Origin of the sequence: Acinetobacter sp. XS-4 (genome assembly GCF_023920705.1) — a bacterium.
In the GTDB taxonomy this organism is placed as follows: domain Bacteria; phylum Pseudomonadota; class Gammaproteobacteria; order Pseudomonadales; family Moraxellaceae; genus Acinetobacter.
Genome location: NZ_CP094657.1, coordinates 1,654,695 through 1,681,307 on the forward strand (window position 1 = coordinate 1,654,695; position 26,613 = coordinate 1,681,307).

Consider the following 26,613-nt stretch of genomic DNA (forward strand, 5'->3'; position numbering starts at 1 on the left):
CTCTTATATGAAGCAATGAGAAAGTTTCTTTAACTGAGGTAAATGACCTTCTAAAATAAGAATGTCATGTGTTTGCAAGGTGAAATTTTCTTCGGTCTCAAATAAAATTTGCTGCTGTCTTTTTACGAGTAATGTTTTAACCTGTGGTGCTTGCTGCATAATGCCATATAAGTTAATGCCATTAAGCCTCTCGGGAATTTCAATTTTTATAATGTAGTGATCGTCTTCTAAAGACATATAGCGACTAACCATGGGGTAGTTCAGTGCTTGGGCAACTCGTACCCCCATATCTTCTTCAGGATGAATAATTTTATTGATATTGAGATGTGACAAAATAGTGTGATGTGCTTTAGTTTTTGCCTTTACCCAAATCTTGTCTATACCTAAATTTTTTAAATTCAGTACACATAAGATGCTTGCTTCAATATCCTCACCAATTGCGACCACTACTGCATCACAATTTTGAATGTTAAGTTCATCAAGTACGTGTTCGTCAGTCGCATCGGCAATGACGGCATGAGTTAAAACGTCGGCAAGATTTTCAACATTCTTTTTTACCGTATCAATGCCAATAACATCATGATTTAATTTTGTGAGCTCTTGAGCAACAGTTGCTCCAAAACTTCCTAAGCCAATGACTGCAAACTGTGCCATATTGATCCTTGTTTCCTGATTAGACGTTTATTTTTAAGGATATTTTCTTTGAGATAAAGAGAGGCAATGTAAATATGATGAGAATATTAAAAGAATTATATGAATAAGCCGACAAATTTGTCGGCTTATTCATCAAAATTGAAGATTATTTCAAGAAACGTTTGTAGCCGACATTATTCGTAATTTCTGCATACGGATAACTAATCTGCTCAAGAGTTTCAATTAGACCATCAGGGTTTTGTTTCGCATCGGTTGCTTGTAAACCAACTAAAACACGTCCTTCTGCTGCGCCATGATTACGATAATGGAACAACGTAATATTGTGGGTTGGGCCTAAACGAGTTAAGAAGGTTAAAAGGGCACCTGGACGTTCAGGGAACTCGACGCGGAACAATCTTTCATCATCTATATTTGCATGACCACCAATTAAATAACGAATATGTAGTTTGGCAACCTCATCATCAGATAGGTCATCTACTACATAATTTTGTTGCTTTAATTGTTCTAAAATTTCATGACGCTCTGCATCACCACCTTTTAAGCTAATACCGACGAACACTTGCGCTTCATCTGTATTGTTTGCTCGGTAGTTAAACTCGGTAATGTTGCGACCTTGTAAAGCACGGCAGAAGCCTAGGAATGCGCCTTTTTCTTCAGATAAAGTTACTGCATAGATCGCTTCACGTTGCTCACCTAACTCAGTGCGTTCAGCAATATAACGTAGGCGGTCAAAGTTCATATTGGCACCGCATACAATCGATACCATATTTTTATTGCTGATTTTATGTTCGGTAATATATTTCTTGATACCAGCAAGGGCCATTGCACCAGATGGTTCAACAATGCTGCGGTTTTCGTCAAATGTATCTTTAATGGCAGCACAGATTTCATCTGTATTTACCGTCACAATATCTGGATCAACAATTGGTCCTGAGTTATCAGATTTGCGCAGACGAATAATATCAAATGGTAAAGCGCCAATTTGTGCAACAGCTGTGCCATCTGCAAACAAGCCTACATGTGGCAAGATTACTCGCTCATTGGCTTCTAAAGCTGCTTTTAAACATGCAGACTCTTCATATTCAACGCCAATAATTTTCACATGGGGCGCAACTTCACCAAGGTATGCTGCTACGCCTGAAATTAGGCCACCACCACCTACAGCAACAAACACATATTCTACATCACGCCATTGACGTAAGATTTCATTTGCAATTGTGCCTTGACCAGCAATAACAAGTTCATCATCGTAGGGTGGAATGAATACAAGGCCTTCAACTTCGGCACGTTGCTGAGCATATTTATTTGCTATATCAAAACTATCACCATGTAACACAACTTGACCACCCAAGCGTTTAACTGCTTGAACTTTAATGTCAGGAGTCGTGCTTGGCATAACAATAATTGCTGGAATTCCTAAGCGTTGACCTGACAATGCTACACCTTGAGCATGGTTGCCAGCAGAGGCACAAATTACCCCGCGTTCGAGCTTTTCTTTAGGCAACTGACTAATACGGTTATAGGCGCCACGTAATTTAAAAGAAAAAACAGGCTGTAAATCTTCGCGCTTAAAACGAATTGTATTATTTAATTTTTGACTAATTCGTGGAGCTGCTTCGAGAGGCGTTTCAATTGCAACATCATAAACCGTTGCTTGTAAAATTTGTCGTACCACACGAGACAGCATGTTCATCTTCCCTATAACAGTTTAAAATAGGAAATTATTGTAGCAAACCCTTGTGCATTTGCGCCGATTATTGGTGCATAAATGTCAAAAAATAGTTGAGTGATGTCATGAGTCTATATGCAACCCAAGATGAAAAGAAACAAGCTGCTGCGAAAGCTGCTTTAAAACACTTGCCCAAAGGCGGCATTTTGGGGGTTGGGACTGGAAGTACCGTAAACTTTCTAATTGATTTATTGCCTGAATTACAATTAGAAGCGGCTGTGGCAAGTTCTCAAGCAACTGCTGATCGCCTTAAAAAATTAGGCATTGAAGTTGTAGATATGAATCATGTAGGTGGTTTAGATGCCTATGTTGATGGTGCAGATGAAATTGACCGTCATATGCATATGATTAAAGGTGGTGGTGCTGCATTAACACGTGAAAAAATTGTAGCTTCAATTGCTAAGAAGTTTGTTTGTATTGTTGACGATTCAAAATGGGTTGATCAACTTGGACATGATTTTCCACTTCCAGTAGAAGTTATTCCAATGGCTCGTTCAGCTGTGGCTCGTAAGTTGGTGAGTTTAGGTGGTGACCCAGTTTATCGTGAAGGTGTAGTAACAGATAATGGTAATGTGATTTTAGATGTATTTAATCTTAATATTTTAAATGCGCTTGATTTAGAAAAAACTATTAACAATATTCCGGGTGTTGTGACTAATGGTATTTTTGCTTTAAACCCAGCAACGATTGCAATTGTTGCAACAAATAATGGTATTGAAGAGCGTAATGCACAGTAATGTCTGCAAAGATGCCAGAAATTAAAATCGTTCGACACGTAAGAGCAAGAAAATTGCGCTTACGTGTTGAGCCTGCTTCAATCCGCCTGACGGTTCCTTTGTTTTGTAGTAAAAAACAAATTCAGCTTTTTTTAGCGCAATCTGAGCAATGGTTGACCGAGACGTGGAATAAGCAGCAAAACGTCCAATCGACTTCCATTGATATTCCTTCCGAGATTTATTTTTTTAATAAAGAGCAACCGTTTCAGGTCATTGTTCAAAAGCAGCATCGAGTTTTTCAATTCGATTGGGAAAGTAGTTGTTTATTTCTTAAAGACACGCAGCCATATTTGGCATTACAAAGTGCAGTGATTGCCTTTGCAAAACAAGAATTACCCGAGTTTTTAAAAGAATTAAGTGAACACACTCATTTGGCTTATAGGGAATGTACGATTCGCCGTCCGAAAACTCGTTGGGGAAGTTGTAGCAGTCAACATAATATTATGCTACATGCTGGCTTAGTACTCATGCCTCATGAAATTGCTCGCTATGTTGCTATTCATGAATTAGCTCACACTAAACATTTTGACCATAGCCCAGCTTTTTGGGCAGAAGTTGAAAAATACGATCCATATTTTCAAAAACACCGCAGACAACTTAAATCAAATCCGTTGCCTGCATGGTGGTATGTTTCAAACTAACTAAAACTACATTCTAGTTGTGGTGTTTGTAAGTTATCTGGTGCTTTTCGGCTGTCTAAACCTGCTTTAGCACTCACGATTTTATTTGCTTTAATTGATAATTGTATAAAGTTGTATTGCTGCGTTGAGTTATTTGGTTCGGCGGAACTTGAGTTGAGTAAATAACTTGAGCTTGCAGCATCTGTTTGCAATAAATTATCTGTACTATCCGCACTTAACGCAGAGCGATAAGTCTGTGATCCTTTAATAAGGTCGATTTGTCCATTCGCACGAAAATTAAGCTGGCAACCTGTTGCGGTGTCTTCGTAATGACCCACTAAATAATCTGTAGCAGGTAGTTTTGGGTCGGAAAGATTAATGCTGGTCAAGCCTTGTTTGCAAGGATACGCAGAGCCGTTGCAGGTGGCTGTAATGCCGCTAAAACCTACAGCACGACGATAATCACCAGCACCATCTATGCGGAAAAAGTCAGTCGTATTTCCGACAGGTACGACCCCTGAATATAGTTTCTTTTGTAGAAGGTCATAACCTGTTTGGTCTAGAGTGGATTGGCTTTGGGCATCTGCTAATTTAAAGGTAGCGACTTTTAAATTGATTGCAAAATTATCGCGTATTGTTTTTTGATTAGCAGCGATATCTAACAGTGTATTTTTGACTGGATCAATATTATCTGGAGCAGCTGTGAAAATAGGGGTGAATGTTGTTTGATCACCTTGAAGTTTTTTCCCATCTAAAAAGCCATCTTTTAAATCGGTTGCCAAACTTTTAATGAACTCTTGGTATGTGGTTGTTCCAGCATGAAAAGTTGACCAATATTGTAAGTAGCCAAAGCTAAGATAGCTATCCACATATGTACTAGGTTTTTTAGTTGAATACTGCAATAAATTTAAAACTGTAAGAGGATTGGCTGGACTTAAACTTGGAATATCGGCATCTTTGAATGCATTAAGAAGCGATCTATAAACATCTTGAGAAGCTAAATCTACATGCAATTGCTCAATGCGGGTTGGGTCAATTGTCTCTTGAGGAAGTTGTCCCGAGCGTATGGCAGCTCGTTGGTAAATCGCTTCACTGCTTGGACTAATGAAAAGGGTTCTACCACTTACACTGTTTGGTGTAATAAACGCATGATAAACGCCAGAGAAATTTTGGTATGTTGAAGTAATCGGATCAAATACTTGAGATGAATTTTGAGTCGTAATTTCTACGCGATATAAACGGCTTAATTTAGCAGTAGGAATTTTGACATTAAAGCTGTTTAAACTCGCAATTGAAGTATCTACTAAAACAGAATTGGTGGTGTTGTCATATACTTTGAGTTGGATATTACGAATTTCTACAGGGGATTTAACAGTAACATCCGTTGTTGCCTCAGGAGTAGGATCAACAGGTGTTGGAGTGCTTGGTGAACTACCACTACTACTGCCTCCACCTCCGCAACCTACAAGTGCAGCGCTTAAAATTAATGTGCTTAAACCAAGGTAAGTGCGTAATTTTGTTTCTTTTGATTGATGAAGCATCCTAGCTCTCCAAAATTAAATCTGATATTTATTTGCTGATATTTGTTTAGTTCTGACAGTTGAATAAGTGCTATCTAATTGTCGCTAAAATTAAAAAAATTAAAATTACCAAGCATGAAATGGTTTTGTAAGCTTGGACATCCTGTCATACTACTGCACAAGTATAGATTCAAAAATTGAGGTAATGCACGTGATTTCTGTCGGAATTGTTGGTGGAACGGGTTATACAGGCGTTGAACTATTACGTATTTTATTACGACATCCTAAAGCGCAGGTTCGAGTTCTTACTTCACGTACAGAAGCGGGCAAACCAGTTGCAGATATGTTCCCTAATTTACGTGGACATACTGATCTTCAATTTTCAGATTTAAATATTGATGATTTAAAAAAATGTGACGTTGTATTTTTTGCTACACCTCATGGTGTTGCGATGCAGCATGCAAAAGAATTGATTGCGGCTGGTACTAAAGTTATTGATTTGGCTGCTGATTTTCGTTTGCAAAACCTTGAACAGTTTGAGAAGTGGTATGGCATGGAGCATGCTTGCCCAGACGTTTTAGAAAACTCAGTATATGGTTTGGCTGAATTAAACCGCGGAAAAATTAAACAGGCGCAAGTTATTGGTAACCCTGGTTGCTACCCGACTACAGTTCAATTAGGTTTGGCGCCACTTTTGAAATCAGCACAAGCATTGATTGAAACAAAAAATATTATTATTGATGCGAAGTCAGGTGTTTCTGGTGCTGGTCGTAAAGCAAGCTTAGGTATGATCTATAGTGAAAATGCTGATAATTTCAAGGCTTATGGCGTTGCGGGCCATCGTCACCATCCAGAAATCGTTGAAGCATTAGAAAATATTTCTGGGCAAAAAGGTGGTTTTGATGGGCTTTTGTTTGTTCCTCATTTAGTTCCAATGATTCGCGGTATGCTCAGCACAATTTATGTCGATTTGACAGAAACTGGAAAACAAACTGATATTCAGGCATTGTATGAGCACTTTTATGCAAATGAAAAATTTGTTGATGTGATGCCTGCTAACAGTTCGCCTGAAACACGTAGTGTACGCGGTGCGAATGAGCTTCGTATTGCTTTATATAAGCCGCAGCCGAATAAACTTATTATTCTTGCGGTACAAGATAACCTTGTGAAGGGTGCATCTGGTCAAGCTGTACAAAATATGAACCTTATGTTCGGCTTTGATGAAGATGAAGGCTTACAAGGGATTGGTTTATTACCATAAAAAACTCTTTTTTGCTTCACACACATTTAAATTTCGATTTAAATGTGTGTCTTGACTCTGATCTTAAACACTGAGATGACGATGCAAAACTCTGGACAGACGACTTCGGCAGAAAGTTCGTTGCAAAAGAAAAATTTTTTAAATACCAATAAGCCTTTGTTTATTGGTGCGGCTATTTTAATGAGTGGTTGTCTTGCGCTCGGCTATACAATTGGGCACCGTCAAGGTCTGACTGTTGTAGGTTACGATGCAGATGCAGAGCAATTGGTTGAAGTGGTGCAAAAACAGAAAACAGCTTTAGATGCGGTTAATAAAAGCCTGAACGCTGCGGTACAAGAGCGTGATGTTGCTGTAACAAATGCAAATGATCTGTTTGAAGCTCTTAATCAAGCTAATGCTGATAAAACGCAGCAAGAAGGTATGAGTAATATCTACCGTGATATCTTGAGGCAGCGTGGTGGTTTAAGCTTGACCATTCAAAATTTGGCGATCAAACCTCTACCTGAAAATGCTTATGAATATCAGTTGGATCTTGTGCAGGTGAGCCCAAGTAAGCGCCGTGCTTCAGGATCAATTGAGATAAGACTCATTAAAGATACAGAAGTTTTAGTTGTACCACTTGAAGCTAAAAGTTTTAACTTTACTGACTTCGAGCGCTTAACAGGTCGTTGGACGATGCCTAAAGGTTTTACACCTCAATTTATTGAGGTACGTTTAACAGGCGGCTCTGATACACCAGTTATTAAACGTTTTAGTTGGCAGCGCGGTAAACCTGTCGAAACATCTTCTGCTTTCGTGGCAGAAATTCCTCAAGCTGAAGCAAATTCACAATAGTAACATCCTATGCGAACAAATAAGCGTCAAACAAACTTAAAAGATATCAAGGCTTCTTTTCAGCAGTCTGGTTATGTCGATTGGCACTTCCATCCACGCTTAAGTGATTCGCAAAACGAAGATCATGACGGAGAGGTTGTTGTACAAACAGCACCTCCAGAACTCAAGCGTCCACCGTTATATGCAGTCTTATTAATGAATGACGATTACACGCCAATGGACTTTGTAATTGAAATTTTACAACAATACTTTGCAATGAATCTTGACCAAGCAACTCAAGTAATGCTAACAGTACACTATGAAGGTAAAGGTATTGCTGGGGTATATCCAAGAGACATCGCGGAAACCAAAGCAAACCTTGTTAATAATTACGCTCGATCGCAAGGTCATCCATTACTTTGCCAGATTGAGCCTAAAGCATAAGGGGGTTACATGCTCAGTCGTCAATTAGAAGTATCATTACGTTTGGCTGTTAGCATGGCTCGTCAAAAGAGACATGAGTTTCTTACAGTTGAACATTTATTATTAGCACTACTCGACAACGATTCGGCTGTAAATGCTTTAAAAGCATGTGGGGCTGATATAGTTTCTTTACGTAAAGAATTAGAAGAATATGTAGAACAACATACTCCTAAGCTTGGCGAAAATAGCGAGCAAGCGCCTCATCCAACAGAAAGTTTCGACCGCATTTTGCAACGTGCTATTTTCCACGTGCAATCAAGTGGTGGCGATCGTACTGTTGAAGGTGCGGATGTTTTGGTTGCAATGTATTCAGAGCGTGATTCTTTTGCCGTGTATTTGCTTAAACGTCATCAAATCAATCGATTGACATTGACTCAATACTTGTCTCATGGGACACGTAAAGATGAAGTGCAAGTTGAAGAAGAAGTTGAAGATATTGAAGGTGAAACGAGTACGGGCAATGCAGGACCATTAGAGCTTTATACGCTGAACTTAAATGTTGAAGCGCAAAAAGGCAAAACTGATCCACTTATTGGTCGTGAAAAAGAAATTGAGCGTACAGCGCAAATTCTTTGCCGCCGTCGCAAAAATAACCCATTACTTGTAGGTGATCCGGGCGTTGGTAAAACCTCGATTGCTGAAGGTTTGGCATGGTTAATTGTGAATGGCAAGGCGCCTAAACCTTTAAGTCAGGCTGAAGTCTATAGCTTAGATATTGGTGCATTAGTTGCTGGCACCAAATATCGTGGTGATTTTGAAAAACGTTTAAAACAATTGCTTAATGCTTTGAAGAAAAATCCAAATGCGATTTTATTCATTGATGAAATTCATATGATCATTGGTGCAGGCTCAAGTATGGGCAGCACAATGGATGCTTCGAATTTGATCAAACCGGCTTTGGCTAATGGTACTTTACGTTGTATCGGTTCAACGACGTTCCAAGAATATCGTCAGGTTTTTGAAAAAGATCATGCGTTATCACGTCGTTTCCAGAAAATTGACGTCAATGAGCCAAGTATTGCTGAAACAATTGATATTTTGCGTGGCTTGAAATCTAAATTTGAAGATTTCCACCACGTACAATATGACGATAAGGCATTGGTATCAGCTGTAGAGCTTTCTGCTAAATTCATTAATGATCGTTTCTTGCCAGATAAGGCAATTGATGTGATTGACGAAGCTGGTGCTCAGCGTCGTTTGAAAGCTGAAAGCGATGATAGTTTGATTACGGTAGAGAATATCGAAGATATCGTTTCTAAGATTGCTCGTATTCCGCCTAAAACTGTTTCTAAAGACGATAAGTCAGTGCTTGAAAATCTTGAGCGTGATTTAAAACGCGTTGTGTTTGGTCAAGACGAGGCGATTACCGCTTTAGGCTCAGCGATCAAGTTGTCTCGTGCTGGGTTGAAATCACCAGATAAGCCAGTGGGTAGTTTTGTTTTTGCTGGACCAACAGGTGTCGGTAAAACCGAAGTGACTAAGCAACTTGCGAAGCTGTTAGGTGTTGAGCTTGTGCGTTTCGATATGTCTGAATATATGGAACGCCATGCAGTTTCACGTTTGATTGGTGCACCTCCGGGTTATGTGGGTTATGACCAAGGTGGGCTGTTAACTGATGCAATCCATAAGAACCCGCACTGTGTTTTATTGCTAGATGAAATTGAGAAAGCACATCCTGATGTATTTAATCTATTGCTACAAATCATGGATCATGGTGCTTTAACGGATAACAACGGACGTAAGTCAGACTTTAGAAACGTTATTATTGTCCTGACTACGAATATTGGAGCAGAAAGTATTTCTCGCGCGAGTATTGGTTTTACTGAACAAGATCATAGTTCTGATAACCAAGAAGCAATGAAGCGTGCTTTCTCACCAGAGTTTCGTAACCGTCTAGATAGTGTTATTCAATTCAAGTCATTACCAACAACTGTGATTGAGTCTGTGGTTGATAAATTCTTAACAGAATTACAAGCACAACTAGATGACAAACAAGTTGTACTTGATGTCGATCAAAGTGCTCGTGATTGGTTGGCAACAAATGGTTATGACCGCTTGATGGGTGCTCGACCAATGCAACGCCTCATTCAAGAACACTTGAAGAAACCACTAGCTGAAATGATTCTGTTTGGCGAACTTGCAGATCATGGTGGTAATGTGGCTGTATCAGTGAAAAATGAAGATGGTAAAGCTGTCGGCTTAAAACTCGAAGTTTTTGAAGATCATCATACGGCAGAACCAGCGTAACTTATGTTAATTGATAGTCTTGCTATAACTCGAATACTGAGTGTATTCGGGTTATTTATTATCACAGCAATTGCTGAAATTCTTGGTTGTTATTTCCCTTATCTGATTTTAAGAGAAGGCAAGTCTGCTTGGCTGTGGCTACCTACAGCTTTGAGCTTGGCTATCTTTGTCTGGCTGCTAACTCTGCATCCAGCGGCTTCTGGGCGCATTTATGCTGCATATGGCGGCATTTATATTTTTACTGCTCTTATGTGGTTGCGCTTTGTGGATCAGGTTGGATTAACAAGATGGGATATATTGGGTGGTCTAATCGTGCTTTGTGGAGCTGGCTTAATTATTTTACAACCACAAGGGCTGATTCGTTAACACAATGAGCGAATCAAATCTTAAGCGTGAAAATAAGAAGTTTTTTCAAAAAAAAGACTTGTCAAAGCCCTCAACAATGCGTATTTTAGATTTAAGGAACATTTTTTAATATTTGAGATAAAGATGTTAAATCTATCTGTGAACACTAACGCTTATTATTACTTTTGGCAATTTAGATAGTTGCCTGAGCGTATTCGGGCATGAGAAAGTTGCCCATCACAGTTAATACCTGATCGGCAACCCCGATCAGGTTTTTTTATGCTTTATCTTTTTGAATCGAGGAACTTAAAATGAACAACATGACTTATTCGTACTTTAGCAACTTTTATTGGTTTTACTTTTGCTTACCATTACCAACGAATAGATCCAAAACGCTCAAATAAATGATCGGACTGAATAGATTGCAGTCCCAAGGAAAAAACCAATGAATGCCCTAAATACTTTATTGACACAAAGCAATACAAAAGAAACACCAGTTAGTTTACCTGTCCAGTTAAAAGCAAAATATCCGCTTGCACACTCTTTCGTGCGTCAAATTGCCGAACATCGCCAAACTATTCAAAATATTCTTATCGGCAAAGATCCTCGGTTAATGGTAATTACAGGGCCTTGTTCAATTCATGATCCGGTTGCAGTGCTTGAATACGCTGAAAGATTGCAAAAATTACAAGAAAAAGTAAAAGATCAGATTTTTATCGTGATGCGTGCATATATTGAAAAACCTCGTACAACTGTGGGTTGGAAAGGTTTTATGTACGATCCAAATTTAGATGGCTCATCAAATTTACAACTTGGTTTAGAAAAGTCTCGTGAACTTTACCTGCAAATTATTGAAAAAGGTTTGCCAATTGCGAGTGAAATTTTAAGTCCAATGGCGACTGGTTACTTTGATGATTTATTGGCTTGGGGTGCAATTGGTGCTCGTACAAGTGAATCTCAGATTCACCGCGAAATCTCAAGCCACATGCCATACAGCATTGGTTTCAAGAATGGTACTGATGGTTCAATTCAGATTGCATTAGATGCGATTCAGTCAGCACAAAATGAGCATCAATTTTTAGGAATGAACCAACAAGGCTTGCCTTCAGTGATTCAGAGTGATGGCAATCCATTACCACACTTGATTTTGCGTGGAGCAAATCATGGGCCAAATTACGATTTAGCTTCAATTCAGGCGATACGAGAAAAACACAAACAAAATCTTCCTGCATTAGTCATTGACTGTAGTCATGGCAATAGCAGTAAAGATCCGTTGCGTCAGCCAGAAGTTTTACAGCAAATCGTTGCTGAACGTTTAAAAACACAAGTAAAGGGTGTCATGATTGAAAGTCATTTAGTTGATGGTAGCCAAAAAATTTCTTGTGATATGACTTATGGGCAGTCCGTAACTGATGGTTGTTTAGGATGGGAAAAAACAGAGCAACTTTTGTTAAGTGTTTCTGAGCAATTAAAGGAGAAAGAGTTAGCTCATTCTGCTTAATCATTTGCCGATTTAAAAAGGGATCTATTCATAGATCCCTTTATTTTTTAAGAAGCATGTTTTAGTTCTGATAAGAATGTAGTGATTTCATGCCCAAATTTTTTCGGTTCGGTTAATAAAGGTGTATGGCCTGAGCGCTCAAAATATATTGCTTTTGCATGTTCAACACTATGTGCAATAAGTGTCTGTCCAGTTTCTGGATAAAGTGTTGAATTCCGACCAATAAAGAAGGTTGTTGGGCATTGTAATTGTTGAATGGCTTCACGATAATCTTCATTGTGATAAAGATAATTTTCGACATACCAAAATAAATAATCTAGACGTTGAATTGGTAATAAATATTTTTGTAGAAAAGGTTGTTTGAGCGCTGTTTTAAAAACTAATGGGCTAAATGGATTGCTACTTTGTAACTCAATAAAATCTACCCAAAGACGAACTAGTTCTTGTCGATCTGGAAGTGCTAATTCATAAAGATATTTAGCATTTTTGTGCTTTAATAATAATTGATAGATATCATTTAATAATTGTTTGAACTGGGGGTGCAGAGGGCCGAAGAGACCATATTCCCATGTTGAATCGACAGATATTTTTGGTGTTTGATCGATATGTAAATAGGCTTTTAACTGCTGAGCCAGATGAGCATGTTTCATACCATGCATGGCTGTCGTGGCACCCATTGAATAACCCATCAAGATAAAGTTATCGAGTTTTAATTGTTCTATTAAATGGGCGACATCTTGCCAGTGGCTAGAAATTGCATCTTGTTCAGGGATTGCACAGTTCTTTGAACCCCCAAAACCACGCCAGTCAGGAATAATAAACTCATATTCTTTACGGTTTGCATAAATAAAAGGGAGCCATTGCCAGCTTTGCATGCCAAGACCAGATAAAACCAAAACTGGTTCACCACGACCAACACGACGTACAAATAAGTTTTCCCGATCGGGCATGGTGTAATATGGCATGACTATTCTCCAGCTACGCTATCTTGAGCAAAGCGTTTTAATTGAGGGATGACTTGTTCCAACCATTTGATCCATTCACTTTCCATCGTAATCCCAAGTTCTAAGATCATTTTGTGAATGTATAGCACACGGTTATCTAGATCATCGTTATCTTTAAAATCCTTATCATAAATACTTTGATAAAGTTTCAGTTTCTCTTGATGTAAACCAAGATGTCTTAACAGCTCAGGTAATATCTGATTATTGCTCAATTGTGCTTCAGCACGCAATCTAACCATTAAATCATCACGAAGCTGCGCGGGTTCACTTTGTTGTGTCATCCATGAAGCTAGTTCAATACGCCCCAACTGTTCAACTTGATAGGTCTTTTTTCGACTATTTTCCATTTCATTTTCTAGCGTTGAAACCCAACCTTTTTTAAGCATGTGATTGAGTTCACGATAAATTTGCTGATGGGTAGCATTCCAGAAAAAACCGATTGAACGATCAAACCGGCGGGCAAGTTCGAACCCTGTACTTGGTCGTTCAAGCAAACTGGTTAATAAAACATGAGGAAGTGACATGGCAATCCGGTTTGTAAGCAAAAGTAAAGTGTGACTGATGAGATTATGCAACATGTTGCATAAAAGTCAAAATTTGATTATAAATTAATGCAACAAGTTGCATTAGCAAGCTTATTGCTAGCCAAAGGAGAAAATATGTCAGCTTATCCGCATTTATTGAAGCCACTTGATTTAGGCTTTACTACTTTAAAAAACCGTGTGCTTATGGGGTCTATGCATATTGGTTTAGAAGAAGCACCACAGGGATATGAGCGCATGGCTGCGTTTTATGCTGAGCGTGCAAAAGGTGATGTGGGTTTAATTGTAACTGGCGGTGTTTCTCCGAATGATGATGGTGTTGTATTTAGCCATGGTACGAAGTTGGATACAGTTGAAGAAGCTGAAAAACATAAAGTGATTACCCAAGCTGTTCATGAAGCTGGGGGCAAAATTGCTATGCAGATTTTACATACTGGACGCTATTCTTATCAGGCAAATAACGTTGCTCCTTCAGCAATTCAAGCACCGATTAACCCAATTAAGCCAAAAGCTTTAAGTTCTGCCGAAGTGCAGCAGACCATTGATGACTTTGCAAACTGCGCCAAACTTGCTCAGTATGCGGGTTATGATGGTGTGGAAATCATGGGTTCTGAAGGTTATTTAATTAATGAGTTCATTGCCGCGCGTACGAATCATCGTGATGATGAATGGGGTGGTAGCTACGAAAACCGTATTCGTTTTCCTATTGAAATCGTAAAACGTACGCGTGCTTTAGTGGGTGAAAACTTTATTATTATTTATCGTCTATCAATGCTTGATTTAGTTGAAGGTGGTTCAAGTATTGAAGAAGTGATTCAGCTTGCAAAAGAAATTGAAAAAGCAGGTGCAACTATTATTAATACAGGGATTGGCTGGCATGAAGCTCGTATCCCAACAATTGCGACCAAAGTTCCTCGTGCTGCGTTTACGTGGGTTACTGAAAAACTTAAAGGTGAAGTCTCTATCCCTTTAGTTACTTCTAACCGAATTAACACACCGGAAATGGCTGAGCATGTGCTGGCATCTGGTCATGCTGATATGGTGTCTATGGCACGTCCAATGCTCGCTGATGCTGAGTTTGTTTTAAAAGCAAGTGAAGGTCGTAGTGATGAAATTAATACATGTATTGGCTGTAACCAAGCTTGTTTAGATCATATTTTCTCAATGAAAATTGCAACTTGTTTAGTGAATCCGCGTGCATGTTATGAAACTGAACTTATTTTTAAAGATGCTCAAGTTCAAAAGAATATTGCTGTTATTGGTGCAGGACCTGCGGGTTTAAGTTTTGCTGTATATGCAGCTGACCGTGGACATCAAGTTAAAGTTTTTGAAGCTAGTCATCAAATTGGTGGCCAATTTAATATTGCAAAGACTGTTCCTGGAAAAGAAGAGTTCTATGAAACCTTACGCTACTTTGGTCGCCAAATTGAGTTGCGACCAAATATTGAGCTAATTTTGAACCATAAAGCAACTTATGAAGAGTTGAGCCAAGCAAATTTTGATGAAATTGTAGTTGCAACTGGTGTAACGCCTCGTCAATTACAATTTGAAGGTATTGATCATCCTAAAGTACTTAGCTACTTACAAGTTTTAAAAGAACGTGTGCCAGTGGGACAGCGTGTAGCCATTATTGGGGCGGGTGGTATTGGTTTTGATACGGCTGAATATCTCACTCATGAAGGTGAAAGTGGTAGTTTAAATCCAGAAAAGTTCTACGAAGAGTGGGGAATTGACACTCAATATGAGCATGTAGGTGGTTTAAAACAGCCAAAAGTTGAGACTTCTGAACGAGAAATTTATCTATTACAACGTAAGACTGCTGTTGTAGGTGCTGGTTTAGGTAAAACTACAGGATGGATTCATCGTGCGGGCCTTAAAAATCGCCAAGTTAAAATGCTTGCAGGCGTTCAATACGACAAAGTAGATGATCAAGGCTTACATATCACTATAGATGGACAACCAAGTGTGCTTGAAGTTGATCATGTTGTGATTTGTGCGGGTCAAGAATCTTTCACTGCAATGTATGACCAATTAAAAACAGACGGTAAAAATGTTCATTTAATTGGTGGTGCTAAAGAAGCTGGGGAGCTAGATGCAAAACGAGCAATACGTCAAGGTGCTGAACTAGCAGCGGTTCTATAAATTTTGTGGGGCATTTCTTTATAAGGAAATGCCCCTAACTTTATTGGTTAAATTACAGGATAAAATAACAATGATACTTGAAACTACAAAACAGTCTTTAGAAAAATGGCATCACATGATTCAGGCAGGTAATTTGTCCAATCTAAATGATTTACTAGCAGATGACGTAGTTTTTCGTTCACCAGTTGCCTATAAGCCTTATGAAGGAAAGCAGGTCGTTTTCTTCATTCTTACTAATGTTATTCAGGTGTTCGAAAACTTTACATATCATCGTGAGTTCTATACAGAAGATGGCGAGAATGTAGTGCTTGAGTTCAGCGCTAATGTCAGTGGTAAATCATTAAAAGGTATTGATATGATTCGTTTTAATGAACACGGCAAAATTGTTGATTTTGAAGTAATGATTCGTCCAATGAGTGGCTTAGCTGCGCTGGCTGAACAAATGGGTATAAGAATTGCCAAGTTTCAACCACAATAATTTTAGTAAATAGCCTAAGTAAAATAGGGATTAATAGAATGTGGTTAAAACTTTCAACTTTAGCATTGTTACCTGTACTTTTTGTGCAGGGAACAAAGGTTCGTAAGAATACACCACGCTTGCTAGAAGCCAGTGGTGAAAGAGAAGGCATGGTTGGCAAGGGCAGACCATTGTCTCTGCTTATTTTAGGAGACTCTGCCGCAGCGGGAGTTGGTGTTGAAACACAACAAGACGCTTTATCTGGCGCAATTATTTCTGAGTTACAAGATCAATATTTGATAAGTTGGAAGCTTCACGCAAAAACAGGTGATACTACTAAGCAGGTTTTTCAAGCTTTACAGCATTTAGAGCAGCAAAATTATGATGTTGTTGTTACATCTATTGGCGTTAATGATGTGACAAAATTAACGTCAGCAAATTCATGGATAAAACAACAAAAGCAATTATTTGAATATATACAAGCACGTTTTCAACCTAAACTCATTATTGTTTCAGGCGTTCCTCCCATGCAACATTTTCCAGCTTTACCCAATCCATTGGCTTGGTTGTTTGGAAAATACGCGGAGCAAATGAATCAAGTATTATATAAATGGGTAGAAGCACAAAACCAATTTAGATTCATTCAATATGATATTGAAAGTTTTCAAGCATTGAATCTGTCTATGGCAAGTGATGGCTTTCATCCGAGCAAAGAAATTTATGCAATTTGGGGACAGCAGGTTGCAGCATTAGTGCGGCAATCATTTAACTCATAATCAGAGGTCGTGATTGGATATGGGCATATCTACTTTAAATAAAATTAAAGCTTTCGGTTCAGAATTGTTTGACTCAGTACTCGGTGCGGAACAGCCAAAAATCTATTATGACCCACAAGGGAAAATTAAAGATGTTTTGGATAAGTTGCCCCAACTTAAGCAAAAGTATCGTCCTACGCCATGGTTAACTAATAATCATGTTCATCTTTTATATTTCGATATTATTAGAAAAAAAACCATTAAGCTTGAATATGACCGTATTGACCAGCTCAGCATGAAAGATGGTGGCGTAACTGCAATTGCATGGTATGGCTATAATCTTCCAAAAGCGACTCCTACAGTTGTTATCATGCACACCATTACAGGAACACCTGAAAGTATGCGTGAATTGGTGAGAGATATTCATCAATATACGGGGTGGAGAATAGCACTATGCTTACGCCGTGGGCATGCGGGTTTACCTATGCCTGTACCGCAGATTTCTCTTTTTGGGTCAACCAGTGACCTTAAAGAACAGCTCACCCATATTCAAAATTTGTTTCCTAAATCAGATTTGTACGCTGTCGGGTCTTCTGCTGGCACAGGATTGCTAGTTCGTTATTTGGGAGAGCAAGGGACTGACACACCATTTAAAGCTGCTTTTGCAATGTGTCCAGGCTACAACACTGAGATTGGCTTTAGAAATGTTCACCCGTTCTATAGCAAAATGATGACTAAAAAATTATTCAAATATTTTATTCATCCTTATCAAAGTACATGGAACCAGGTTGCTTCTTTAGAAAAAGTTCTTGCAACGACGAGTCTCGAAGAGTTTGAAAAAGAATACTTTGAAATGGCTGGCTTTCAGGACTATCAAAGTTATTGTCAGGCAATTAATCCAATTTATGTATTTGAAAATGTCAAAATTCCATTAATGATTCTTAATGCTGAAGATGATCCAGTATGTTCAATTAAAAATTTAGAGCCTTATAAAGAAACTATTCAGCAAATGAGTAATATTGCGGTGGTAACCACTAAAAAGGGAAGTCATTGTGGTTTTTACGAAGGTTGGAAAAGTACCTCATGGGCAGCTAAATTAATATCGGATTATTTTATGGTTGATCATAAAAAGTGACGGTATTGCCGTAATTGATTAAATAAAGCCCATTCAATAGATGGGCTTTATGGTTTTATCTGATCAGGATAAAAGTAATTTTGAATTTTTTAGTCCAATTTTGATTTTAGTACTAGCAACGAGGTCTTTTTCGTCAGTTTGGTTAGGATGAAAATCAAAGCGATAATAGTCAAAAAATTTCGGAGTTAAAACTTTATATTGTGTTGTCATAAAACCAAGAAACTTACGCCAAGATTTAAAATTAAGTAGTTGGCGATCCCGTTTCATAAGAACGAATTGATAGATTGTTGAGAAGCCAGTAATTAAAAATAAACTTAAAGTAAAGACGGTGATACGTGGGAGATATGCATTTAGCCCACTTCCATACAAGTGTTCATAAAGATCAAATGCCACAGCTTTATGTTCAGTTTCTTCAATACTATGCCATAACCATAAATTACGAATAGTTGAGTCTGTCATCAGTTCATTAACAGACTGCATCATGCTAACCACAAGTACTGCGGTGTAGTGTTCAAGGCCTACCGTTACAAGTAAGTTCCATTTTTTACTAAAAACTTTTTCAATGCTCTTTAAAACAAGACCAGTTACTTTTTCTAAAGATTCAGGATCTAAACCATGTTGTTGTGCGCTCACATGAAAAGCATGATGTTCTTTAGAGTGCATTGCTTCTTGCCCAATAAAAGCACTGATTTCGCGATCTAGAAGTTCATTTGACTTTGCTTTTGACCGTAATGCTCGAACTGAACGAACAAAATATGATTCACCCTCGGGGAACAATGTAGATAAACCCGTAAAATAATGTGTAAAAGTGGGTTCGTTATTACACCAATAGCGAGGTACGTTTTCAAAATTATAGTCCATACGACGGACTGGAAATGAGGCAGGCACGCGATTTGATACGGTATTCATTTTAAGCTCCAATCTTCTTTTAATTAAAGTTCCAAAAAGGAACTTGATTAAAAATTACATCTCAGAATCTGGAACGTCAATGCTTTTTCAAGTGAAAGGGGTAGGTTGTCCTAAATTGATATCTAGGAAAACTTTAAAGACAAATTGAAGTAAGAAAAGTAAAACTGATAATTTTAATAATATTTAAAAAGCCCAAATCAACTGTTTAATTTGGGCATATTTATACAAGAACTTAGTTTTTAAGCGCTGGTGTAGCAGCAGCAATTGCAGCGGCAACAGCATCATCTTCAGTTTGAGATGGTTCTGCTGGCTTAGCAGGTTTAGACTGAGCTTTCTCAGGCTTCGGCTCTGCTTTTGGCTCAGGTTTAGGTTCTGGCTTAGGCTTTGGCTCTGCTTTAGGTTGTTCAGAAACAGTTGTTTGTGAATTTTGCTCAGAATGGGCAGGACGAGTTTCACGGCGAATTTCAGTTGTGGTATTCGCTGTTTCTTCGTGATGAACTTCGACTTGCGTTGGTTCCTGAGTTTGAGCTTCTTCAGTTTTAACACTTTCTAAAGACTCAAATTTTGCAGGTTCAGCAGGCTTAGGTTCTGAAACAGCAGTTTCAACCTTTTCTTGCTCTTCTTCTGGTGTTTCTTTTTTGACACATGCGGTTAACAATAGTCCAGCTGCAATAGCAGCACAGATTAAAAGTTTTTTATTTGCCATTGTCCTAAACAACATTTAATTGAGGAGCTCGCATTATAACAGCAAAAGAGAATGAAAAAATCATGTGAGATTGACCTAATTTTTTATTAAAAATGCTGATAGAATAGCCAGTTGTTTAATGATCTTTGAATTGGTGCGGTTTGACTTTGCTTTATAGGGGCAGAGTACAGTAAAATTGCCCAACATTGTAGGCCGATTTCGGCTTGATTGTACGAGAAACTTAATGACCCATTTTATTTTTGTTACTGGTGGTGTGGTTTCATCGCTAGGTAAAGGTATTTCTGCTGCTTCAGTTGCTGCACTTTTGGAAGCCCGTGGCTTAAAAGTCACAATGGTTAAAATGGATCCTTACATTAATGTCGATCCGGGGACAATGAGTCCTTTCCAACATGGTGAAGTTTTTGTCACAGAGGATGGTGCCGAAACTGATCTAGACTTGGGTTATTACGAACGTTTCTTACGTCGTGCGAAAATGACCAAACTGAATAACTTTACCAGTGGCCGTGTTTATCAAGATGTTCTAAATAAAGAACGTCGTGGTGATTACTTAGGCGGTACGGTTCAAGTTATTCCACATATTACAGACAACATTAAAGAACGTGTACTTCGCGCTGGTGAAGGTTACGACGTTGCAATCGTTGAGATTGGCGGTACGGTTGGTGATATTGAATCACTTCCATTTATGGAATCAGTTCGTCAGTTAATGGTTGAGCTTGGTCATAAACGTACCATGCTAATGCATTTAACTTTGTTGCCATATATCAAATCTGCGGCTGAGTTAAAAACAAAACCAACTCAACATTCAGTGAAAGAGCTTCTTTCAATTGGTATTCAGCCAGATATTTTAATCTGCCGTACTGAATATGATGTAGATGTTGATACTAAACGTAAAATTGCATTGTTCACTAACGTGGAAGCGCGTGCCGTTGTGGTATGTAAAGATGCGAAAACGATTTATCAAATTCCACGTACATTCTACGAACAAAACGTTGATGACTTGATCTGTGAACGTTTTGGGTTTAATGATCTTCCAGAAGCTGACTTAACTGATTGGGATAATGTAGTCGAAGCATTACTAAATCCTGAATACACGGTACGTGTTGCGATGGTTGGTAAATATGTAGAACTTCCAGATGCTTATAAATCTGTGAATGAAGCACTTTTACATGCTGGTATCCAAAACCTTGTGAAAGTACAGATTGACTATGTCAATGCTGAAGAACTTGAAACTCAAGATGTTTCTATTTTGCAAACAGCTGACGCAATTTTAGTCCCAGGTGGCTTTGGTGAGCGTGGTACTGAAGGCAAAATGAAAGCTATTCAATATGCACGTGAAAACAAAATTCCATTCTTGGGTATTTGTTTAGGCATGCAATTGGCTGTGATTGAATATGCACGTCATGTTGCTGCAATGCCAGAAGCATCTTCTACAGAATTTAATCGTTCTACAAAGTATCCATTGATTGGTTTAATTACCGAATGGTTAGATGAGCGTGGCGAGTTGCAACAACGCAGCGTAGAGTCTGACTTAGGCGGAACTATGCGTTTGGGTGCACAAAAATCTGAATTGGTTGAAGGCACAAAAACACGTGAAGTCTATGGTAAAGCAGAAATTACTGAGCGTCATCGTCATCGTTATGAAATGAATAATCGTTTCATTGAGTCGATTGAACAAGCTGGTATGAAAATTTCTGGTTATTCTACGGCACAACATTTGGTTGAAACTGTAGAAATTCCTGAACATCCTTGGTTTATTGCTGTACAATTCCACCCGGAATTTACAAGTTCACCACGTGATGGACATCCATTATTTGCTAGTTTTATTGGCGCTGCGAAAACTCAGCATCAAAAAAGTAAATAATGCGATTTTAAATAAACTGGGAAAGTTTAAATGTCACAATTAAAACCACAAGAAGTTGTACGTTTAGGCGATATACAAATGGCAAATCATTTGCCATTTGTATTATTTGGCGGAATGAACGTACTTGAATCAAAAGATTTAGCTTTCGAAATTGCAGAAACTTATGTTGATATCTGCAAACGCTTAGATATTCCTTATGTATTTAAAGCGAGTTTCGATAAAGCAAATCGTTCTAGTCTGCATTCGTTCCGTGGTCCTGGACTTGAAAAAGGTATTGAATGGTTAGGCGATATTAAAAAACATTTTAATGTTCCTATCATTACTGATGTTCATGAGCCACACCAAGCTGAAGCAGTGGCAGAAGTCGCTGATATTATTCAGTTACCGGCTTTTTTAAGCCGCCAAACTGATCTTGTAGAAGCGATGGCAAAAACACAGGCTATTATTAACATTAAGAAAGCTCAGTTTTTGGCACCTCATGAAATGCGCCATATCCTGAATAAATGTTTAGAAGCAGGAAACGATAAACTTATTCTTTGTGAGCGCGGTTCAGCATTTGGCTATAACAATCTTGTTGTAGATATGCTTGGCTTTGACATCATGAAAGAAATGAATGTACCTGTTTTCTTTGATGTAACACATGCGTTGCAAACGCCTGGTGGTCGTGCTGACTCGGCAGGTGGTCGTCGTGCTCAAATTACAACTTTAGCACGCGCTGGAATGGCAACAGGCTTGGCTGGATTATTCTTGGAAGGTCATCCAGATCCAGAACATGCAAAATGCGATGGACCTTGTGCATTACGCATGTCGCAGCTTGAGCCATTCTTGGCACAAATAAAAGAATTGGATACTTTGGTTAAAGGATTCAAAAAGTTAGACACTCATTGAGTTTTTACTCATTTACGCTGCTTTAATCGCAGCTCATATTCATTCAACAGAGGAATTGTTCATGAGCCAAATCGTTGACATTCGTGCACGTGAAATTTTGGACTCTCGTGGTAACCCAACCATCGAAGCAGACGTAATTTTAGAATCTGGGGTTGTTGGTCGTGCATGTGCACCATCTGGTGCTTCAACTGGTTCTCGTGAAGCTTTAGAACTACGTGACGGTGATAAATCACGTTACTTAGGTAAAGGCGTTAAAACTGCGGTTAACAACGTAAACACGATTATCCGTGACGCTTTAGTGGGCAAATCAGTATTTGAACAAAAAGACATCGATAATACGATGATCGAACTTGATGGTACTGAAAACAAAGAAAAATTGGGTGCAAATGCAACTTTAGCTGTGTCATTAGCTGCTGCACGTGCTGCTGCTGATGAAAAGAAAATTCCTCTTTTCCAATACATCGCTGACTTACGTGGTCAAACGATTTTGACTATGCCTGTACCAATGATGAACATCATCAATGGTGGTTCGCATGCAGACAACAATGTTGATATTCAAGAGTTTATGATTGAGCCAGTAGGCTTCACTTCATTTGCTGAAGCATTACGTGCTGGTGCTGAAATCTTCCATTCACTAAAATCAGTTTTAAACAAAAAAGGTTTAAACACTGCTGTAGGTGATGAAGGTGGTTTTGCACCAAACTTACGTTCAAACGAAGAAGCAATCACAGTTATTCTTGAAGCTATTGGTCAAACTGGTTACAAAGCTGGTTCTGACATTATGTTGGCGCTTGACTGTGCATCTTCAGAATTCTACAAAAATGGTCAATATGTCCTTGCAGGTGAAGGCAATAAAGCATTCACAAGCAACCAGTTCTCTGACTATTTAGCGGGTCTTGTAAACCAATATCCAATTATCTCAATTGAAGATGGTTTAGATGAATCAGATTGGGAAGGTTGGTCTTACTTGACATCTATCCTTGGTGATAAAATCCAATTGGTAGGTGATGACCTGTTCGTTACAAACCCTAAGATTTTACAACGTGGTATTAATGAGAAAGTAGGTAACTCTATCTTAATCAAATACAACCAAATTGGTACGTTGACTGAAACTCTTGATGCAATTTACCTTGCTAAAGAAAATGGTTACACGACTGTAATTTCTCACCGTTCTGGTGAAACTGAAGATTCAACTATTGCTGACTTGGCAGTAGGTACAGCAGCTGGCCAAATTAAGACTGGTTCACTTTGCCGTTCTGACCGTGTTTCTAAGTACAACCAATTACTTCGTATTGAAGAATTGACTAAAGCTGCTTACCGCGGTAAAGCTGAGTTTAAAGGTTTAAATTAATCTTTAAATAAAAAGTTAAAATTAATTTTTTAACATTTTAAGGTGCTGTTTCTCTATTTTAATAGGAAATGGCACCTTTTTTATTACCCTAGGCGATGGGTTTTTAATGACTTAGCCCAACTACGGTGTTTACAACGGGAACACTCTTGATCCAGCATATTTAGAATTTTCGTTTCACCGCATTTCATACATGAATAAAAAGTATTGATTTTAAGTATGTTGGCTTCGCAATAGGCATCTGGGAATAAGGGAAGTCCCCATTTTACTTCGCCATCTTCATAGTACAATAAACTAAGAATACCGTCAGACTCCAATAAAGCTGTTCTCACTTGACCTAAATGTTCAACATTTTGTTGGCGCATTTCTGAGAAAAACTCATCATGTGAATATGATTGTTTCTGGAAATCTTTGTAGACTAAAAGTCCATCTTTGACTACACAAAGGGCTTTTCCTTCTAGTAGGTCTTCAATTTTCTTATGCTTCACCATTGTCCAAGTTACAATACGATAGAGAAAAAGAATAACGATAAACACGACAAAAGTATGAATAATAGGTAAGTCCTTGTTAAACATTGGATCACCAGCGGCGGAACCTAAACATAAAATAATTGCGAGTTCAAAAAGGGAAAGTTGGCGAACACCACGCTTACCTGATAGCCTTAAAAAACTAATAATAATGATAAACATGATGAAACATCGAACCAAAATTTCCAAAATAAAGGTCCAAGTTGTGTCACCTATGAAAATATTAAAAAAATCCATTTTTCTTTTCCCTAATAGATGGATGAAGTCTTTATAAAATTCTTAGCAAATTAAAAATAAAAAAACATACTTTTTAAGTAGTTATTGGTTAAGGGTGCGAACTTTATGTGATTTTGTATAACTTCTCTCATTCATAATATTTATTAAAATAAACATACAGTTAAAGCTTCAATCGTAAATAAAACAGCAAGAAAAAATCATTGTTGAAGTTATCAAATAAGATAAAAATGTTATTTATTAGAATTTTATTTTAAAGCTTTATGTGTTTACTAAATTTAAGCCTCTCTTTTTTTATAATATTTAGTCTCAACATATATATGATATATTTTAATATTATTGGGCTTTAAGCGAATTTTTATATCATGAGAAAGCAATATCATTTTAGGAAAATTGAAAATGATACTTATATTTGGGATGTAGATAATTTAGTCGCATTAACTAAAGGTTTTAAAGTAAAAGAAATTTTGCTATCAGAAATAAAAGAATTAAATGAGCCGTATTGGTATCCAGACTCTTACCCCACTACTCAAGATATCATTGATCATATGATACTAGTTCAAGAAGCAGATTTGTCTTATCCAATAATAATATGTTCACAGGGGAGAATAATGGATGGTATGCATAGGGTAGGGAAAGCAAAAATTTTAGGTAAGGTTAAAATATGTGCTGTACAATTTGATAAAGACCCTCAACCAGATTATATTAATGTTGATGAAAATGATCTTAACTATGACGATTAATTATAAATAATTGTTAATATGGCTCAGCTACAATCAGGGCTGTAGGGAATAGTATCTAAACGTTTCTGAAAGACCTTAGGATTCAGTATATTTTCATACATTTGTTGATATGTTTGTTTATGATCCTCAATGTGATGATAATCAATGATTTCTTGAAGTTTATCCTTATATTCTATATGGCCCGCATGAAACATCGCTGCATAATGGCCCCACAGTGCATATTGATATCGTATGGCTGCCTTTGGAATTAAATTTATTTCGTTTAGATAGCTTTGAGCCGTTTTTTCATAACATTCTTTTATTTCATGAGCATCTTTTTTCATTTTTCTTAAGAAAATGCATTGCATCTCTTGCAGTTGTGAACTATCTGTTTTATTTAAAATTTTTTCGGTAACTATATATGCCTCTTCAAGGCAACCTAAGTGAATAAGTACCTTGCGTTTGGTTTTTAAAATATCTAAATTATTATCATTAGGAGGAATTTTTTTTAATAAGTTTTTAAATTTTAAATGGGTAGAATCTTGGGGGTGTTCAGCTTTTAGACTGTAAACAATATCATTATATTCAAATATATAGGGGTTAGCAGGTGTATATTGTTTATGATTGCTCTCCATATTAATTATTTTTGAAGGGCTATCATCAGTAGGGTGATCACAAGCACTTAAACCTAAGCTTACTAAAGAAAACGCTAAAATTTTGTGCACTACAGTTTATACCTTTATTCTCTTTCATGAGATTTATGAAGAATAATAAAATATAAAAGAAAATACTGTGTAGTTTTTTATTTCTCAGGTTCTTGAGCGGTTCAACAGTCAATTTGAGTTTAAAAATTAGTTTATCTTTTTTGAATCAATAATATAAAGCCTATGGTTTCAACACCATTATTCAACAAGATCAGTATTCAATCTGTTAAAAATCCAAATTTTGATGTGTGGATGGCGATTCTATGCTTAATGCAATATTGACAATTGGGGTATTAGCTTTGGTATTGCTAATTTTGAAGCAAAAGATGCAAAAGGCACAAAGGTTAATACGACAAACTCTCGAACAACATCGAATCTATTTATTAAGTACAAACTTGATCAATGGAGTGCAGGACTTGGTTTAAATTATAAGAGTAAATACTATACGGGTAGTGGAAGCTATCGTATTGAGCAAGATGCGTATGTTTTAGCAAGTGCGATGCTTGGCTATCAAGTAGATAAAAATATCAAACTTCAATTTAATATCGATAATATTTTTGATGAAAAATATTATGAAGGTATTGGTGCTAACTCAATGAATTGGGGCACACCACGAAATGCAACAGTAAGTGTTCGTTATAATTTCTGATTTAAACTTACATAAGAAACCGATTTATAAAAGCTCTCGAAAGAGGGCTTTTATTCTTTTTAAGCTCGTTTTAAAAGTGAA

General features: G+C 37.7%; 25 protein-coding genes and 1 pseudogene. 17 read left to right on the forward strand and 9 right to left on the reverse strand.

Annotation, left to right across the window (positions count from 1 at the left end):
- Positions 1–3: 3 nt before the first annotated feature.
- Both MMY79_RS07775 and ilvA read right to left on the reverse strand, forming a co-directional pair.
- Positions 4–654, reverse strand: a complete 651-nt coding sequence (locus tag MMY79_RS07775; protein ID WP_252612789.1) for a TrkA family potassium uptake protein — start codon at positions 652–654, stop codon at positions 4–6.
- 145 nt (positions 655–799) lie between these two features.
- Complete coding sequence (gene ilvA / locus MMY79_RS07780; RefSeq protein ID WP_252612790.1) at positions 800–2,347, reverse strand: threonine ammonia-lyase, biosynthetic; 1,548 nt, start codon at positions 2,345–2,347, stop codon at positions 800–802.
- A 101-nt stretch (positions 2,348–2,448) separates the two neighbouring features.
- Here ilvA and rpiA point away from each other — a divergent pair, with 101 nt between their 5' ends.
- Positions 2,449–3,120 (forward strand): ribose-5-phosphate isomerase RpiA, encoded by a 672-nt coding sequence (gene rpiA, locus MMY79_RS07785; protein ID WP_252612792.1) that lies wholly within the window; start codon positions 2,449–2,451, stop codon positions 3,118–3,120.
- Positions 3,120–3,800, forward strand: coding sequence for a SprT family zinc-dependent metalloprotease (locus tag MMY79_RS07790; protein WP_252612794.1), 681 nt, complete (start codon positions 3,120–3,122; stop codon positions 3,798–3,800). Before rpiA ends, MMY79_RS07790 begins: the two co-directional genes overlap by 1 nt.
- Here MMY79_RS07790 and MMY79_RS07795 read toward each other — a convergent pair.
- The gene (locus tag MMY79_RS07795; protein WP_252612796.1) at positions 3,797–5,320 is read right to left on the reverse strand and encodes a hypothetical protein; all 1,524 of its coding nucleotides are present in this window, start codon (positions 5,318–5,320) and stop codon (positions 3,797–3,799) included. The two genes, MMY79_RS07790 and MMY79_RS07795, sit on opposite strands and share 4 nt — an antisense overlap.
- A 184-nt stretch (positions 5,321–5,504) precedes the next feature.
- Between MMY79_RS07795 and argC the strand changes: the two genes are divergently transcribed.
- The 6 genes from argC (at position 5,505) to MMY79_RS07825 (ending at position 11,949) form a co-directional block, all read left to right on the forward strand.
- Positions 5,505–6,560 (forward strand): N-acetyl-gamma-glutamyl-phosphate reductase, encoded by a 1,056-nt coding sequence (gene argC / locus MMY79_RS07800; RefSeq protein ID WP_252612798.1) that lies wholly within the window; start codon positions 5,505–5,507, stop codon positions 6,558–6,560.
- 75 nt (positions 6,561–6,635) lie between these two features.
- Positions 6,636–7,394, forward strand: a complete 759-nt coding sequence (locus tag MMY79_RS07805) for a DUF6776 family protein (protein WP_080645537.1) — start codon at positions 6,636–6,638, stop codon at positions 7,392–7,394.
- A 9-nt stretch (positions 7,395–7,403) separates the two neighbouring features.
- The gene (clpS, locus tag MMY79_RS07810) at positions 7,404–7,817 is read left to right on the forward strand and encodes an ATP-dependent Clp protease adapter ClpS (RefSeq protein WP_016137942.1); all 414 of its coding nucleotides are present in this window, start codon (positions 7,404–7,406) and stop codon (positions 7,815–7,817) included.
- 9 nt (positions 7,818–7,826) lie between these two features.
- Complete coding sequence (clpA, locus tag MMY79_RS07815; RefSeq protein ID WP_004791985.1) at positions 7,827–10,103, forward strand: ATP-dependent Clp protease ATP-binding subunit ClpA; 2,277 nt, start codon at positions 7,827–7,829, stop codon at positions 10,101–10,103.
- 3 nt (positions 10,104–10,106) lie between these two features.
- On the forward strand, positions 10,107–10,469 hold the full coding sequence (locus MMY79_RS07820) for a YnfA family protein (protein ID WP_151767973.1): 363 nt from the start codon (positions 10,107–10,109) through the stop codon (positions 10,467–10,469).
- A 424-nt stretch (positions 10,470–10,893) separates the two neighbouring features.
- The gene (locus MMY79_RS07825) at positions 10,894–11,949 is read left to right on the forward strand and encodes a 3-deoxy-7-phosphoheptulonate synthase (protein WP_252612800.1); all 1,056 of its coding nucleotides are present in this window, start codon (positions 10,894–10,896) and stop codon (positions 11,947–11,949) included.
- Between the two features lie 47 nt (positions 11,950–11,996).
- Here the strand turns inward: MMY79_RS07825 and MMY79_RS07830 are convergent, their stop codons facing one another.
- Together MMY79_RS07830 and MMY79_RS07835 are read right to left on the reverse strand one after the other, a co-directional pair.
- Positions 11,997–12,914: an alpha/beta hydrolase gene (locus MMY79_RS07830; RefSeq protein WP_252612801.1), complete on the reverse strand. Its 918-nt coding sequence runs from the start codon at positions 12,912–12,914 to the stop codon at positions 11,997–11,999.
- A 2-nt stretch (positions 12,915–12,916) separates the two neighbouring features.
- Entirely contained in the window at positions 12,917–13,477 is a 561-nt protein-coding gene (locus MMY79_RS07835) for a PadR family transcriptional regulator (RefSeq protein ID WP_005306103.1), read from the reverse strand.
- A 135-nt stretch (positions 13,478–13,612) separates the two neighbouring features.
- On the opposite strand from MMY79_RS07835, the gene MMY79_RS07840 reads away from it, so the two are divergent.
- The 4 genes from MMY79_RS07840 to MMY79_RS07855 all read left to right on the forward strand — a co-directional run bounded on the left by MMY79_RS07840 (position 13,613) and on the right by MMY79_RS07855 (position 17,984).
- A complete protein-coding gene (locus MMY79_RS07840; RefSeq protein ID WP_252612802.1) occupies positions 13,613–15,637 on the forward strand; it encodes an NADPH-dependent 2,4-dienoyl-CoA reductase in 2,025 nt (674 codons plus the stop codon).
- A 70-nt stretch (positions 15,638–15,707) separates the two neighbouring features.
- On the forward strand, positions 15,708–16,115 hold the full coding sequence (locus MMY79_RS07845; RefSeq protein ID WP_252612804.1) for a nuclear transport factor 2 family protein: 408 nt from the start codon (positions 15,708–15,710) through the stop codon (positions 16,113–16,115).
- A gap of 38 nt (positions 16,116–16,153) precedes the next feature.
- The gene (locus MMY79_RS07850; RefSeq protein ID WP_252612806.1) at positions 16,154–16,870 is read left to right on the forward strand and encodes an SGNH/GDSL hydrolase family protein; all 717 of its coding nucleotides are present in this window, start codon (positions 16,154–16,156) and stop codon (positions 16,868–16,870) included.
- 19 nt (positions 16,871–16,889) lie between these two features.
- Positions 16,890–17,984 (forward strand): alpha/beta fold hydrolase, encoded by a 1,095-nt coding sequence (locus MMY79_RS07855; protein WP_252612807.1) that lies wholly within the window; start codon positions 16,890–16,892, stop codon positions 17,982–17,984.
- A gap of 63 nt (positions 17,985–18,047) precedes the next feature.
- Here the strand turns inward: MMY79_RS07855 and MMY79_RS07860 are convergent, their stop codons facing one another.
- Together MMY79_RS07860 and MMY79_RS07865 are read right to left on the reverse strand one after the other, a co-directional pair.
- A complete protein-coding gene (locus MMY79_RS07860; protein ID WP_252612808.1) occupies positions 18,048–18,893 on the reverse strand; it encodes a metal-dependent hydrolase in 846 nt (281 codons plus the stop codon).
- Positions 18,894–19,125: 232 nt separating this feature from the next.
- Positions 19,126–19,599, reverse strand: a complete 474-nt coding sequence (locus MMY79_RS07865; RefSeq protein ID WP_013197658.1) for a hypothetical protein — start codon at positions 19,597–19,599, stop codon at positions 19,126–19,128.
- 223 nt (positions 19,600–19,822) lie between these two features.
- Between MMY79_RS07865 and MMY79_RS07870 the strand changes: the two genes are divergently transcribed.
- The 3 genes from MMY79_RS07870 to eno all read left to right on the forward strand — a co-directional run bounded on the left by MMY79_RS07870 (position 19,823) and on the right by eno (position 23,699).
- Complete coding sequence (locus tag MMY79_RS07870; RefSeq protein WP_252612810.1) at positions 19,823–21,460, forward strand: CTP synthase; 1,638 nt, start codon at positions 19,823–19,825, stop codon at positions 21,458–21,460.
- A 30-nt stretch (positions 21,461–21,490) separates the two neighbouring features.
- Complete coding sequence (gene kdsA, locus MMY79_RS07875; RefSeq protein WP_003652054.1) at positions 21,491–22,348, forward strand: 3-deoxy-8-phosphooctulonate synthase; 858 nt, start codon at positions 21,491–21,493, stop codon at positions 22,346–22,348.
- Positions 22,349–22,409: 61 nt separating this feature from the next.
- A complete protein-coding gene (gene eno, locus MMY79_RS07880) occupies positions 22,410–23,699 on the forward strand; it encodes a phosphopyruvate hydratase (RefSeq protein ID WP_017392264.1) in 1,290 nt (429 codons plus the stop codon).
- Positions 23,700–23,782: 83 nt separating this feature from the next.
- Here the strand turns inward: eno and MMY79_RS07885 are convergent, their stop codons facing one another.
- Positions 23,783–24,460: a YetF domain-containing protein gene (locus MMY79_RS07885; RefSeq protein ID WP_252612812.1), complete on the reverse strand. Its 678-nt coding sequence runs from the start codon at positions 24,458–24,460 to the stop codon at positions 23,783–23,785.
- A 362-nt stretch (positions 24,461–24,822) separates the two neighbouring features.
- Here MMY79_RS07885 and MMY79_RS07890 point away from each other — a divergent pair, with 362 nt between their 5' ends.
- Entirely contained in the window at positions 24,823–25,200 is a 378-nt protein-coding gene (locus MMY79_RS07890; protein WP_252612814.1) for a hypothetical protein, read from the forward strand.
- 23 nt (positions 25,201–25,223) lie between these two features.
- On the opposite strand, the gene MMY79_RS07895 is transcribed toward MMY79_RS07890, so the two are convergent.
- A complete protein-coding gene (locus tag MMY79_RS07895) occupies positions 25,224–25,904 on the reverse strand; it encodes a hypothetical protein (RefSeq protein ID WP_252612815.1) in 681 nt (226 codons plus the stop codon).
- Between the two features lie 259 nt (positions 25,905–26,163).
- On the opposite strand from MMY79_RS07895, the pseudogene MMY79_RS07900 reads away from it, so the two are divergent.
- A pseudogene (locus tag MMY79_RS07900) lies at positions 26,164–26,532 on the forward strand (TonB-dependent receptor); the annotation flags it as partial.
- Positions 26,533–26,613 lie beyond the last annotated feature (81 nt).